At 61.9% G+C, this 14,274-nt stretch carries 6 protein-coding genes; 2 read left to right on the top strand and 4 right to left on the bottom strand.

Translation table 11 applies throughout. From position 1 onward, the window contains the following. The first annotated feature begins 146 nt into the window (after positions 1–146). Together XcodCFBP4690_RS04915 and XcodCFBP4690_RS04910 are read left to right on the top strand one after the other, a co-directional pair. Positions 147–2,603, top strand: a complete 2,457-nt coding sequence (locus tag XcodCFBP4690_RS04915) for a TonB-dependent receptor (protein ID WP_167394475.1) — start codon at positions 147–149, stop codon at positions 2,601–2,603. Positions 2,604–2,637: 34 nt separating this feature from the next. Further along, a complete protein-coding gene (locus tag XcodCFBP4690_RS04910; protein WP_104539899.1) occupies positions 2,638–4,557 on the top strand; it encodes an alpha-amylase family protein in 1,920 nt (639 codons plus the stop codon). Positions 4,558–4,753: 196 nt separating this feature from the next. Here XcodCFBP4690_RS04910 and XcodCFBP4690_RS04905 read toward each other — a convergent pair whose 3' ends face one another. The 4 genes from XcodCFBP4690_RS04905 to XcodCFBP4690_RS04890 form a co-directional block, all read right to left on the bottom strand. Further along, positions 4,754–5,434 (bottom strand): type 1 glutamine amidotransferase domain-containing protein, encoded by a 681-nt coding sequence (locus XcodCFBP4690_RS04905; protein WP_104539898.1) that lies wholly within the window; start codon positions 5,432–5,434, stop codon positions 4,754–4,756. Positions 5,435–5,585: 151 nt separating this feature from the next. Further along, the gene (locus XcodCFBP4690_RS04900; protein WP_104539897.1) at positions 5,586–6,848 is read right to left on the bottom strand and encodes a flavohemoglobin expression-modulating QEGLA motif protein; all 1,263 of its coding nucleotides are present in this window, start codon (positions 6,846–6,848) and stop codon (positions 5,586–5,588) included. 2 nt (positions 6,849–6,850) lie between these two features. Beyond that, positions 6,851–7,942 (bottom strand): ribosome small subunit-dependent GTPase A, encoded by a 1,092-nt coding sequence (gene rsgA / locus XcodCFBP4690_RS04895; protein WP_104539896.1) that lies wholly within the window; start codon positions 7,940–7,942, stop codon positions 6,851–6,853. Positions 7,943–8,065: 123 nt separating this feature from the next. Continuing rightward, complete coding sequence (locus XcodCFBP4690_RS04890) at positions 8,066–14,248, bottom strand: calcium-binding protein (RefSeq protein WP_279628093.1); 6,183 nt, start codon at positions 14,246–14,248, stop codon at positions 8,066–8,068. Positions 14,249–14,274: the final 26 nt, after the last annotated feature.

Raw genomic sequence — 14,274 nt, 5'->3', positions numbered from 1 at the left:
AGACTCGCCACGATGCTGCAGTGCAGGATTGCAATCGATTGTAGTAGAGCGTATTACTGCGCTCGCACTGCAGGCCACACGGCCGGCCCCTGGGAGGGGACGATGCAGGCGTCGGCCTACCACCACCTGTGAGAGAGAGAATCGCGATGTCCACCTTGCACACCCTGCGCCTGCATGCCCTGGCCTGCGCGGTCGTTTCCTGCCTGTGCGCGCCCGCCGCGCTGGCACAGGACGCGCCAGCAGCCGCGCCCGCCACACCGCCGGCTGCCGACAGCGCCGCGGTCAATCTGGACTCGGTGTTCGTCACCGGCACCTCCACCGCCACCACCAAGTTGAAGTCCAGCGTGTCGGTCAGCACCGTCGGCGCCGAGGCCATCGAACAGTCGGCACCGCGCAGCACCGCGGAAATCTTCCGCAACATTCCCGGCATCCGCTCCGAGTCCAGCGGCGGCGAAGGCAATGCCAACATCGCCGTGCGCGGCCTGCCCGTTGCTTCGGGCGGCGCCAAGTTCCTGCAGTTGCAGGAAGACGGCCTGCCGGTGATGGAGTTCGGCGACATCGCCTTCGGCAACGCCGACATCTTCCTGCGCTCGGATTTCAGCCTGGACCGCATCGAGGCGATCCGCGGCGGCTCGGCGTCCACTTTCACCAGCAACGCGCCCGGCGGCATCATCAACTTCATCAGCAAGACCGGCGACACCGCAGGCGGCAGCGTCGGCGTCAGCCGCGGTCTGGACTACGACAACACCCGCATCGACTTCAATTACGGTGCGCCGTTTGCCGAGCAGTGGCAGTTCAACATCGGCGGCTTCTTCCGCCAGGGCGATGGCGTGCGCGATGCCGGCTACAGCACCGACAAGGGCGGCCAGCTCAAGGCCAACCTCACCCGCCTGTTCGACAACGGCTACGTGCGCCTGTACGGCAAGTATCTCAACGACCGCGCCGCCGGCTATCTGCCGGTGCCCACCTCCGTACGCGGCCGCGACGGCTCGCCGGACCTGGGCGGCTTCCCCGGCTTCGATCCCGGCAACGACACCTTGTACAGCCGCAATTTCCGTACCGATGTCGGCTTGGATGGCAATAACCGACCGCGCCGCACCGACCTGGGCGATGGCATGCACCCGATCTCGCGCACCATCGGCGCCGAAGCCTGGTTCGACCTGGGCAACGGCTGGAACCTGAGCGAGAAATTCCGTATCGCCGACAACAGCGGCCGCTTCGTCAGCCCGTTCCCGGCCGAGGTCACCGATGCCGCATCGCTGGCATCGTCCATCGGCGGCACCGGCGCGCAGCTGGTGGAAGCCGGCGGCCCCAATGCCGGCCAGGCCTACACCGGCAACGCCATCCGCACCCATCTGTTCAATGTCGCCATCAACGACCTGGGCAACGTCACCAACGACCTCAGCGTCTCGCGCGAGTTCGGTGGCGACGGCCGCACCCTCAACCTGCGCATGGGCTACTACACCTCGCGCCAGACCATCGATATGGACTGGACATGGAATTCCTACGTGCAGAGCCTGGGCCGCGACTCGCGCCTGCTCAACGTGGTCGATGCCACCGGCGTGTCGCGCTCGGAGAACGGCCTGTACGCCTACGGCACCCCGTTCTGGGGCGACTGCTGCATCACCCGCAGCTACGACGTGCGTTACGACGTCAACGCACCGTATGTGGCACTGACCTTCGACAGCGGCAAGTTCAGCATCGACGGCAGCCTGCGCTACGACATGGGCGATGCGCGCGGCAGCTACAGCGGCACCGCCATCGCACAGAACCTGGACGTCAACGGCGATGGCGTCATCCAGCCGGTGGAACAGCGCGTGGCCACCGTGGACACCGCCAATGCGCGGCCTGTGGACTACGACTGGAATTACCTGTCGTACTCGCTGGGCGGCAATTACCTGATCAACGATGACCTGGGCGCATTCGCCCGCATCAGCCGCGGCGCACGCGCCAATGCCGACCGCCTGTTGTTCGGCGTGGTGCGCGACGATGGCTCGGTGTCGTCCGATGAAGGGGTCAACGTGGTACGCCAGGCCGAAGCCGGCCTGAAGTGGCGCCGCGACGGGCTGAGCCTGTTCGCCACCGCGTTCTCCGCACGTACCCAGGAGCAGAACTTCGAAGTCACCAGCCAGCGCTTCTTCAACCGCAGCTACGAAGCGCACGGCGTGGAGTTGGAAGCCAGCTACCGCTATGAAGGCTTCACCGTCAACGGCGGCCTGACCTGGACCGATGCGGAGATCTCCCGCGACCAGATCACCCCGGAGAACACCGGCAACGTGCCGCGCCGGCAGGCCGACGTGGTGTGGCAGCTCACGCCTAGCTACCGCGGCGATGGCTACCAGTTCGGTGTGAACCTGATCGGTACCACCGATGCCTACACCCAGGATTCCAACCAGTTGAAGATGCCGGGCTATACCCAGGTGAACCTGTTCGGCGACTACCGCGTGACCGACGCGCTCACCGTGGCGCTCAACGTCAACAACCTCTTTAACACCTTTGGCCTGACCGAAGCCGAAGAAGCCACGATTCCGGCCAATGGCATCATCCGTGCGCGCTCGATCGCCGGCCGCACCACCAGCATCAGCCTGCGTTACGACTTCTAAGGACCCCGTGCCGGGCGCTGCCCGGCCGCTGCCAATGAGCACCTCCCCCACCGATCTCACCCCATGGCGCGCGGCATTTGCCGCGCCGCTGGATGCAGCGCAGGCAGGCGCGCTGCTGGCGCGCTTCGATCGCCACGCACCGCGCCTGCTGGCGGCGCTGCACACGCTGTATGGCGAGCGCAGCGACTATGCGCAATGGCTCATGCACTGGCTGGCTGCGCTTGGCCGTAGTGCGCAGCAGCGTCCGCAGGCGCTGCAGCAGCTGGACGCAACGCGCACTCCTGGCTGGTTCGGCGAGCAGCACATGCTGGGCTACAGCGCCTACGTGGACCGCTTTGCCGGCACCCTGCAGGGCGTAGCCGAGCGTGTGCCTTACCTGCAGGAGCTGGGCGTGCGCTACCTGCACCTGCTGCCGTTCCTGCGCGCACGCGCCGGCGACAACGACGGCGGCTTTGCCGTCAGCGATTACGGCCAGGTCGACCCCAGCCTCGGCAGCAACGACGATCTGGTCGCGCTCACCACACGGCTGCGCGAGTCCGGCATCAGCCTGTGTGCGGACTTCGTGCTCAACCACACTGCCGACGACCATGCCTGGGCGCGCGCCGCACGCGCCGGCGACACGCGTTACCTGGACTACTACCACCACTTTGCCGACCGCCAGCTGCCCGACCAGTACGACGCCACGCTGGTGCAGGTTTTTCCGCATACCGCACCGGGCAACTTCACCTGGGTACAGGACACCGGGCAGTGGATGTGGACCACGTTCTACCCGTATCAGTGGGATCTGAACTGGAGCAACCCGGCAGTGTTCGGCGAGATGGCGCTGGCCCTGCTGCAGCTGGCCAACCTGGGCGTGGAAGCCTTCCGCCTGGATTCCACCGCCTACCTGTGGAAGCGCCCCGGCACCAACTGCATGAACCAGCCCGAGGCCCACACCCTCCTGGTGGCGCTGCGCGCGGTGGCCGATATCGTGGCGCCGGCGGTGGCGATGAAGGCCGAAGCGATCGTGCCGATGGCCGAATTGCCGCCGTACTTCGGCAGCGGCGCCAACCAGGGCCATGAATGTCACCTGGCCTACCACAGCACGCTGATGGCGGCAGGCTGGTCGGCACTGGCACTGCAACGCGGCGATATCCTGCATCAGGTCATCAGCAACAGCCCACCGCTGCCGGCCAACTGCGCGTGGCTGAGCTATGTGCGTTGTCACGACGACATCGGGTGGAACGTGTTGCAGCACGAAGCGGCAGGCAATGCCGCGCAGCCGCCCTTCGCATTAAGCGATGTCGCGCGCTTTTATGCCAACGAGGTGCCTGGCAGCTACGCGCGCGGCGAAAGTTTCCAGAGCAGCGGCGACGGCGTGCACGGCACCAACGGCATGGCCGCGGCGCTGACCGGCATCCAGGCGGCCGTTGAAAGCGCAGACGCAGCAGCAGTGGCACTGGCGGTGGACCGGCTGATACTGCTCTATGCGCTCGCCCTGGCAATGCCTGGCGTGCCGCTGATCTACATGGGCGACGAACTCGGCTTGCCCAACGACAGCAGTTACCGCAGCGATCCCGAGCGCCGGCACGAGGGCCGCTGGCTGCACCGGCCGGCGATGGACTGGCAACGCGCGGCACAGCGTCATGACGACAGCAGCCTGGCCGGGCAGATCTATCAGCGCCTGCGCGGGTTGATCCAGCAACGCGCAGCACTCCCGGCACTTGCTGCAGATCACCCGCTGGGCAGTGTGAGACTGGCTGACACGCGGTTGTTAGCGCTGACGCGTGGCGAGGGCTTTCTCGCCCTCCACAACTTCAGCGATCGACCGCTGCACGCGGAGCTTGCGGGCAAGGTCAACGGCCGTTGGCGGGTGTTGGGAGACCGAAGCGAACCAGGTGCAGCACCGCTGGGCGACGACATGCGCCTTGTACTGCCTGGGTATGCAGTGCGCTGGTTGCAACGTATCGATTGATCGATGCGGGTGCGGCGGCTTGGTTGGTGCATCGGCCGTACCCTCACCCCAACCCCTCTCCCGGCGGGAGAGGGGCGTAAGGAAAGTGCCTTCTTCGGCCTGATGCCCCCACCATTCCTTCTCCCACCGGGAGAAGGTGGCGCGTAGCGCCGGATGAGGGTGCGGTATGCGGCGCTACCACGCTGCAGGCGTCGACTCAGCGCTTCAGCAGCTCCAGCAGGGTCTGCGCGGTCTTCTCCGAGGAGGCCGGATTCTGTCCGGTCACCAGCGTGCCATCGGTGACCACGTGTACGCCCCAGTCGGCGCCCTTCTCGTAGCGGCCACCGAGTTCGGTCAGTACGTCTTCCACCAGGAACGGCACGATCTTGGTCAGGCCCACGCCCGCTTCCTCGCCATTGGTGAATCCGGTGACGCGGCGTCCGTTGACCAGCGGCTTGCCATCGCTGCCCTTGACCCGACGCAGTGCACCCGGCGCATGGCAGACCAGGCCATGCGGTTTGTCGGCCTTCGCAAAGGCCTCGATCAGCGCGATCGAGTGCGCGTCTTCGGCCAGATCCCATAGCGGTCCGTGGCCACCCGGGTAGAACACGGCGTCGAAGTCCTGGGCATTGACGTCGGCAAGGCGATGGGTCGTGGCCAGGGCCTGCTGCGCGGCACTGTCCTGCTTGAAGCGCTTGGTCGCCTCGGTCTGCGCATCGGGCTCGTCGCTCTTCGGGTCCAGCGGCGGCTGGCCGCCCTTGGGCGAGACCAGGGTGATGTCGGCGCCAGCGTCCTTGAAGACGTAGTACGGCGCGGCGAACTCTTCCAACCAAAAACCGGTCTTCTTGCCGGTGTCGCCAAGTTGGTCGTGGGACGTGAGCACCATCAGGATCTTCATCGCATTGCCTCGCGTTGTTGCCCATCTCGGGCGAGGCAGCCAGTGTGCAGTTCAGTCCGTTGCAGCGTCGTGTAGAGCACGTGGCAGGCACCATATTTATTCATAAATGTAGTAACTGCATCATGGCGACGACGCTGCGGCGCTCCACTGCTCACACATTGATCGCTGGCGGCTGCAGCTGGTCCATGCGGATGCGATTGGCGAACAACGAGAAGGCCAGCATGCCGGCCAGCCCACTGGCGCGGCTCACCCACGGCGGTAGCCAGCGTGGCGCCACCAGCACACCGCTGTCGAACAAGGGCGCAAACCGCGCCACATCGCCCAATGCCATCTTGCCGGCAAACAGCCAGCGGCACAGCTGCAGCTGGTCGCGCTGCAAGGCATGCCGGAAGAAGGTGTGCACGGCCACCAGCCCGCGCAGGTACACGGTGTCCTTGGTGAACGCACCGCCGCCCTGCGTGGGCACGCCGCGGAACACCCGCTGCGCCGAAGAAAAACTTTCCGCCGCGTTCTGCCCGCCAGTGGTGAAGTAGCGGAACACCTCGATGAAATCAGCGCCTGCACGCGCCATCGCAATCGCCTCGATGCGCATGCTGATGCGCTTCATGCGTTCGATGTCGATGCTGCCGGTGATCTGCTCGGCAAAGGTCGCCAGACCTTCCTGTGTTGCGGTGGTGCGCGGCGAGGAAATGCCCAGGCTAGGCAGGTGCACCTGCGCGCGCCCGTTGAGCGCGGTGAGCGAATGCACCAGCGCCTCATGATGGAACAGCTGCGCGCGGTCGTAATCGCTGAAGGTGGCGCCGCTGCGCAGGCGGATGCGGTGCGCGCCGGCCGCCGCTTTGGCGAGCAGGTCCGGATCCAGCGTCACGGTGATCACGCGCCCTTCGAAGAAGCCGTCCAGATCGTTCTGCAGCTGCATGCGCAAGGCCGTGGCCGAGACCGGCACCTGCTCTTCCGGCGCCAACAATTCGCGGTCCAGCTCCTGCGCGATCTGGATGAAATGCCGGGCGGCTTCGCGCGTGCTCGGCCCATTGCCCGGCATCGGGTCGTCAGGCACGCCGAACAGCTGCGCCGAATAATCGCTGACCGCCGCGGTGCCCAGCGACTCCAGCAGGCCGGCGGCCAGATCCCAGCTATGGGTCGAATCGATCAGGTAGGCGCCGATCGGATGATGCGGATCGGCCGCCTTCGCAATCGCCGACAGCTCGCGCCGGGTATCGCCAAAATCCAGTACTGGATACGCCACCTGCGGCAGCTCCGGCTGACCGCGCGCCACGCTGTGCAGGAACGGCTCCTGCAGCGAGCGTGGCCAGCTCGCCAGGGCAAGCAGACGCACACCGCGCACGGCCTTGACCAGACGCGCATCCAGCGCCGCGTGATGGACGATGTCCGGCGGGCCCTTGCGCGATGGCATGCTCAGCGTCGCCCCGGGCGATCGACGCTGGCCGGCCGCTTGCCCGAGCCCTTGCCGCGCGTGTTTTGCGCCACGCGGGTGGCGAGTTTTTCAGCCGCGCTGGCCACTTCCACACGCAGCTTCATGTAGTTGGCAACACGCTCCGGATCCAGGTCGCCGGCTGCGATCGCCGCCTGCACCGCGCATCCCGGCTCGGCGATATGCGCGCAGTCGTTGAAACGGCACTGCGCCGCCAGCGCCTCCACATCGGAGAAACCGCCCTCGGCCAGATCCTCCTCACCGGTGGGCTTGAGCTCGCGCATGCCTGGCGTATCGATCAGGCACGCACCGGTGGGCAACGGAATCAGCGCACGATGCGTGGTGGTATGCCGGCCGCGCGAATCGTTTTCGCGCACCGCGTTGGTCTTCATTTTCTCGGTGCCCAGCAAGGTGTTGGTCAAGGTGGACTTGCCCGCACCGGACGAGCCCACCAGCACCGCGGTGCGCCCATCGCCTAGCCAGGGCCGCAGTGCGGCCACGCTCTCCGGGTCCTTGGCATTGACCGCACGCAGCGGGATGTTCTGCGCCTCCAGTTCCTCCAGCACCGCCAAGGCATCCTCGGCGTACTCGGTCTGGTCGGCCTTGGTCAGCACCACCACCGGCTGCGCCCCGCCGCCGCCGACCAGCAACAGGTAGCGCTCGATGCGGCGCGGATTGAAGTCCGCATCCAGCCCGCACACGATGAACACCGTATCGATATTGGCCGCGATCACCTGCTGGTGGTAATGCTCGCCGGCCGCTCCGCGCTTGATCGACGTGCGCCGCGGCAGCAGCGCCACGATGCGCTTGCCCTCCATCAACACCCAATCGCCCACCGCCGCCCGCTCATGGCTGGGAAAGCGCGGCCGCTGCCACTCCGGCAACGACTCGGCCTTGAGGCTGGCCTCGGGCGTATCGGCCACCACATAGCCGGTGCGGTGCTGCTCCACCACCCGCGCCGGCAACGCCTGCGGATGCGCGGCGAAGATCGCCTGCCAGGACGCCTCCTCCGGCGGCCCGGGCCAGGGCCAGCCGATGGATTGGAGGGTGGGGTAGTCGGGGGAGATAGGGCTCATGGGGCGATTCTACGCCCACTGCTATTTGCGGCATCCACCACGCGCAATGCCACGTGGATTTTTGCCAGACCCCGCAAAAGCCGTGATGGCTTTTGCGGGGAAAGGTCAGCGATCGACTGACCGTCAGACCGCAGCAATCATCACATGCGGCTGATTGCCGGGTTCGTCCCATGCTTGCGCATAGACCTCTTGGCCTGTCTCGCCCTGGGACATCGCACCGATCAGCTGACTCAATTCCGCACCACCGACCAAGCTGTCCACCTGATCGGCATTGAGTCCCGTCCAGCTCTGGTCGTAGAGACGGTCGACACGGTTGGCCGTATCCGTATACCAGTCCTTGAACGTCAAACTACCGGATTGGTCGTTCAGTGTTGCAACCATGTCATCGCCCACTCGCGCGAAGCTAAACTGGTCGAAGCCTGCTCCATTCACCTGCAACATATCTTCGCCATAAGCATCGATATTCACGATGGTGTCGTGGCCTTGGCCAGCGGTATAGACGTAAAGGTCATCGCCGTCGCCGCCAACCAGCGTGTCGTCTCCATCGTTGCCATCCAAATCATCACCACCATCGCCACCGTACAAAACGTCGCGGCCGGCACCGCCGGAGACCGTGTCAGAGCCCCCAAGACCGCTCAGCACGTTGTCTTGTGCATTCCCCTTCAGCCAATTGCGGAACTCATTCCCCGTACCATTTATGGCATTACCGACCAGAATCAGCGACTCCAGCTCATCAGTCAAAGTGAAGTCGATGCTGGCAGCCACCGTGTCACCATTGCGATAAGGATGTTCGCCCATCGCGGGAATGCCGGGCGCTCCTGACATCCCGGTAGCGAATGTCGTTGCGTCGCTAGACAACTGCATCGCCATTGCCATGGGGATTGAAGGGGCCTCGCCCTCGGTTTCGACGATGACATCACCAAGACTATCAACATAATAAAGATCGTCACCTCCACCGCCCTCCATGCGATCATTGCCCATACCGCCGATCAGCGTGTCGTTACCCCACGCACCGATCAACGTATCATCTCCTCCTCCACCGTCCACCCAGTCGGCATTAGAAGAGTAATCGTCCACAGCCGCCCCGGTCAGGATGTTGGCTCCACCGTTCCCCTGCAGACTGTTGGATTCTGCATTGCCTGTTCCGTTGAGATCGGCAGTCCCATCAAGGATCAAATGCTGCAAGTTGATGCCCAGCGTGTAGTCGATACCGCTGATTACCGTATTGATATCTCTTCGCCAAAAATCTTCCCATCCACTGTTGTATCCATTATCGAAGATCGAGTCACCAGCATCATCTACCACGTACGTATCGCTTCCCCTACCGCCACGCATCACATCTGCGCCGGTACCGCCGTCGAGCAGATCGTCACCGCTTTCGCCTTCCAATTGGTCGTTACCCTCCAATCCAGATAGCCGGTCATTGCCGCTGCTTCCACGCAGGATGTCGCTGGCCGCAGTTCCATTCAGGGCTAGGTCCGGACTCACGGCATTGGCACGCAGCCACGCAGAATCCCATACGGTTCCGTTGGCGAAGGTCACTGACTCGATCGCCGCCATGCCGCTTTCGCTGAAGAATCCAACGATGGTGAGCGCCGACTGCCTCTCCACATACATCTGCAAGTCATCGCCCAGCTTATAGAGGGTAAGATCGCCAGGAGACAGGTCAGCATTCAAAATTATCCGGTCCGTTCCACCGTGCTCTTGTATTGCCTGGCTTCCATAGCCCTTGCCGAACATGTAGGTATCCCCGGCAGTACCGCCAGAAATGAGTGCATCACCTGGCCCGAGGTCGAACCAGGTGGCCCCAGCCGTTTCATAATTATAGTAGTATGAATTACTCTGAATGCCGATGACGTAGCCGCCAGTATCATAGAAATTGGTATAGCTCGAACCGCCAATTCTGACTTCGATAGGCTCGAGAGGTGCACCAAGTTTCTCCACAATTTCGTCTTGACCCCAAATGCTGCCATCGGCGAAGTGCAACGCATTGATCGGGCCGCCACTGCCCCATTGCTCGGCTGTCAGAAAGTGTCCCAATACCATCAACCGGTCGGTATATCCCTCGATATCGATTACCAACGCATCCCCCGAGCGCGCGAGGCGGATGTTTTCCGTGGTGATTCCTTCACCAAGCTCAATCAAATCGTGGTCGGGTTCCCCTGTTCGCCAATTACTAATGAAATCCAGTCCCGAGCCAACGTCGAAGCGATAAATATCGTTTCCGGCATCGCCACTGAGGATATCCGAACCACTGCCTCCCACCAAAATATCGTCTCCCGCACCGCCCGATAAGTCATCACTCCCTGCACCACCGTAGATGATGTCATCATTCTCCAAGCCCCAGACAATATCATTACCTAAGCCGGCATCAATAAATTCACCCCCCGGGTAAAAAATAATAATATTGTCATTGCGATGCGACCCTCGCATTGCTTGATAATATAATTCCCGCACATCCCAAACAGTGCCATCGGCGAATATGACCTGCTCGATCGAATCAAGCGTAGGGGCCCCAGGGGATCGATAGTCGTAAAATCCTCCCAATGTGATGGAGTCACTGGTTCCATCAATGATTAGCTGCAATGAACCCCCATAAATATCATCGTTATAAACGACGATATCTTCCCTCAGCACACTGGCATCAAACCTAACACTCCCGCGCCAACCAGGCGATTCCAGGATGAAGTCGCTACCGCCACCACGGCCAAATTCGTAGATATCTGCCCCCGCACCTCCATAAAGCACGTCATTGCCGGCTCCGCCGTTCAGAATATCCGCGCCATGTCCTCCATTGAGTGAGTCATTGCCTGCACCGCCTATCAGAATGTCATCGCCGCCATTTCCGTAAATATAGTCATCACCGTCCCCGCCGTCCAGATAATCGTTATACCACACTCCTATCTGCCAATAATAATAAATGTGGAGAAAGTCCCCTATCAGCGTATCTTGGCCATCGCCACCATAAATTGTATCGTCCCCAAGCATTCCAACTAGAAGATCATCACCGTCATATCCGTAAATCTCATCGTTCCACGAATTTCCTTCGATCTCATCCGCGCCGCGCCACAACATTTCTGGCAAAAGCTCGCTGCCGTCAGCCAGCAAAATTCGTGCGGTCGGCCCACTGGCGCCAGCGTACCCCTCAATAGTAAGGCTCTGGCCAGTATTGATATCAGTCATTATCAGCGCGCCATTCTTGAGCGCGTAATACATACCGGCTGGATTGCCGATATCAAGCAGCTGCACCTGCCGAACGTTAGCAGCAGGATCGAAAGCAATACTGTCATTGCCGTAGCCAGTTCCGTAGCGAAATATGTCGGAGCCTGCTCCGCCCGACAGGCGGTCGTCACCGGCTCCGCCGTCGAGAAGATCGTCGCCGTCGCCGCCTTCGAGCAGATCGTTTCCGCCCCCGCCGAATACAAGATCGTTACCGACTCCACCATTGAGCGAATCGTTGCCTTCTTGGCCGTAAAGTCTGTCGTTACCAGCCTCGCCATACAGTTCGTCGTCCTGGTCGCTGCCTTGCAACTCATCATCGCCTGCAGTACCGCCACCAAGTAAGCTCAGAGCCTCAGCCCGATCCAGCGTCGAGCCATCGCCAAAGACGACCAGGTGTCCGCCACGGTCGCGTGCAAGAAAACCTTCCAGGCGAACCGATTGGTCTGCGCCGAATGTCATCACCAGCGCGCTCCCGCTGCGCCGGAACGTCGCCTGATTCCTCGACAAGCCGCTGAGTGCGATGGTATCGCTCCCCGCGGACTGATCACCCAAGCCGCTCACTACATCATGACCGTCGCCAGCCTTGATGAGGTATATGTCGTTTCCTTCTGCGCCGATGAGGATGTCGTTGCCGGTGCCGCCATCGAGCTGGTCGTCTCCCCGGCCCCCGTCCAAGTAATCGTCGCCGGCGTTGCCAGAGAGCTTGTCGTTGCCAGCGAAATTGCCAACCTGATCATCGCCGTAGAGGCTGTCATTGCCTTCGCCACCGGCGATCTGATCGTTTCCGCCCATGCCGAGAATCGTGTCATCGCCCAAACCGCCATCGATCGTATCGTTGCCCTGCTCGTTTTCCGGAGCATCGAAATCGTCGCCGACAATCAGGTCGTAGCCTGCGCCACCGACGATGACGTCTGCGCCCGCGCCGCCCAGCAAGGTGTCCGCATCATCGCCACCGTCGATGACATCATCGCCCCCCTGTCCATTGATCCAGTCCATGCCGACCCCGCCGCTGATGCGGTCCGCGCCATGGAACTGCAGACCTAGCTGGCTGACCACGAAGTCACCGTAGATGGTGTCGTTGCCTGCATCGCCGGAGATGGCGTCGTTGCCGCCGCCGCCCCAGATCTGATCCTGGCCATCACCGCCATGCAGGCTGTCGTTACCCTGGCGCGACGCTTCCATCCCCACGGTATCGCCAAGAATGACATCGTCGTCCTGGCCGCCCCAGATCTGGTCGCTACCGCCGTCGCCCCGCAACTCGTCGTTGCCGGCACCGCCGTCGATGATGTCATCGCCGTCGGCACGCGCTGCAGATGACAGATTGGTAACCTCTTCGCCTGCAAGGACGCCGTTGATCCGGTCCCCGAAGATCAGGTCGTCGCCGTCGTTGCCCATCAGAATATCGTTGTCATGGCCGCCGGAGATCACGTCGTTACCGAGGCCGCCGTCGACGACATCGTTGCCTTCGCCGCTCATGATCAGATCCGAACCGCCACCGCCGTCGATGACGTCGCCACCATCGGCGAATAGTTCCGGATCGGGATAGAACGATGGCCCACCATTTCTAATGGTGCCAACCAATCCCAGAAAGACGTCTTCGTAGTAAGTGCGTGCATCTTCTGCATCGCCGCTGCGCAGACCGACCATGAACCCCACGCCACTGGCCAACATCCTGTCGGTAGGCGGAGCGCCAATCCAGCGATCAAGATTACGTGCCGTCCTGGCGACTTCGACGATGAAATCGTTGCCGTCGCCACCATTGATGATGTCGCTGCCAGACCCACCGTTGATGACATCGACACCGCCCTCCCCGTCGATGGTGTCGGTGCCGAAGCCCGTATAGAACGCCTCGGCCCCTTCAGTTCCTTGATAAACGCCGTTGATGTTGGCGCCTTCCGGCGTCAGATCGCCGTCCCACTTTGTCCCCGATGGTGGGAGCACACCAATTTCCCCATCCAGAGAAATTCCCAGCTGACCATTCTGCCATCGCTCGACATGGATCGTGTCGCCGCTAAGCAGATTGGTGATGATTAATCTATGGACCGGATCCGCAATCATGGTCAATCGCAAGTTGCCGGTAGAATCGGCCCACGTCGTCTCCGTCAGGCGGACACCCGCCGTCACTGCTACGTTGTCGACATACACAGCGCCATCGCCACCGCTATCGTAGATGCGATCAGTGCTGGCCAGCAGCGATTCATTGGTAAGAAAGCGATATGTGTCGAATCCTGCGCCACCATATATCTGATCGTCGCCGGACCCGCCGCTGATATCGTCGTCGCCGTCACCACCCAGGACCAGATCGTCGCCGCCGCCAGTTGAGATGGTATTGCTGCCGTGCAGGGCTACCACCACGTCCGAGCGCACGTCGAAATCGGAACCGACGTAGTGTGTGGCAGCACCATCCTGAACGCCCCAGCGGGCGCGCTCCAGAAGATTCGTATCGAGGGCAATGTTTTGTGTTCTTGCAGAGACATATTGTCTGAGTGATTCGATGCCAACCTTCTGCTGATCACCGAGTGCCTCCGCATCGAAACTGATGTAGCCGTCACTACGGGTCAGAACTTCGGTGAGCCGACCAACGAACGCCTTCTTTGGTGATCTACCATCCGCTTGCTGATAAAGCCCGGCTAGCAAGACGTCTACCAACGCACCGGCCAGATTCAACTCTTTACTATCTCCATTTTCATGAATGACGAACGAATTATCGGCTCCTCGCAGTTCCGCAGCAGCGATTTTCGCCAAGTCAGCTGCAATTACATCGAGAGAGCCTTCTCCCGCCAGTTGCCGCTGCACCAGCAATTCGAGCAAGGTGCTGGAGGTGATACTGGTTGGAAGCAGGTTCTTGTATGCACCCTCAAAGATTCTTGGAAGCAGCTCCTTATAATTCCTCGACGTCTGAAGAAAATCCTGAGAATTCATGAACCCCGCAAGCAATGTCATCGAATGCAGATTGACGGCTCTCGAGAAATCAGTGCCAACGCTGCCACCCCATCCAAAAAGATCTTCTGCCTGGGGGTCTAGGAAAGGTCTGATCAACTCACCACAGATGCGCGACACTATCGCCTTATGTAGAGGATTCATCCATGCAGCTGACGTTCGGTGACGCT

This window comes from Xanthomonas codiaei, assembly GCF_002939785.1.
GTDB classification, from domain to species: Bacteria; Pseudomonadota; Gammaproteobacteria; order Xanthomonadales; family Xanthomonadaceae; genus Xanthomonas; species Xanthomonas codiaei.
Note: the sequence above shows the minus strand (reverse complement) of the source record. Positions and strands in the feature narration are given on the sequence as shown.

What these genes read in the sequence shown, in the direction of transcription:
- XcodCFBP4690_RS04905 (WP_104539898.1), bottom strand. Translation starts at nt 5,434, where the DNA reads ATGAAGATCCTGATGGTGCTCACGTCCCACGACCAACTTGGCGACACC.
- rsgA (WP_104539896.1), bottom strand. Translation starts at nt 7,942, where the DNA reads ATGAGCCCTATCTCCCCCGACTACCCCACCCTCCAATCCATCGGCTGG.
- XcodCFBP4690_RS04915 (WP_167394475.1), top strand. Translation starts at nt 147, where the DNA reads ATGTCCACCTTGCACACCCTGCGCCTGCATGCCCTGGCCTGCGCGGTC.
- XcodCFBP4690_RS04910 (WP_104539899.1), top strand. Translation starts at nt 2,638, where the DNA reads ATGAGCACCTCCCCCACCGATCTCACCCCATGGCGCGCGGCATTTGCC.
- XcodCFBP4690_RS04890 (WP_279628093.1), bottom strand. Translation starts at nt 14,248, where the DNA reads ATGAATCCTCTACATAAGGCGATAGTGTCGCGCATCTGTGGTGAGTTG.
- XcodCFBP4690_RS04900 (WP_104539897.1), bottom strand. Translation starts at nt 6,848, where the DNA reads ATGCCATCGCGCAAGGGCCCGCCGGACATCGTCCATCACGCGGCGCTG.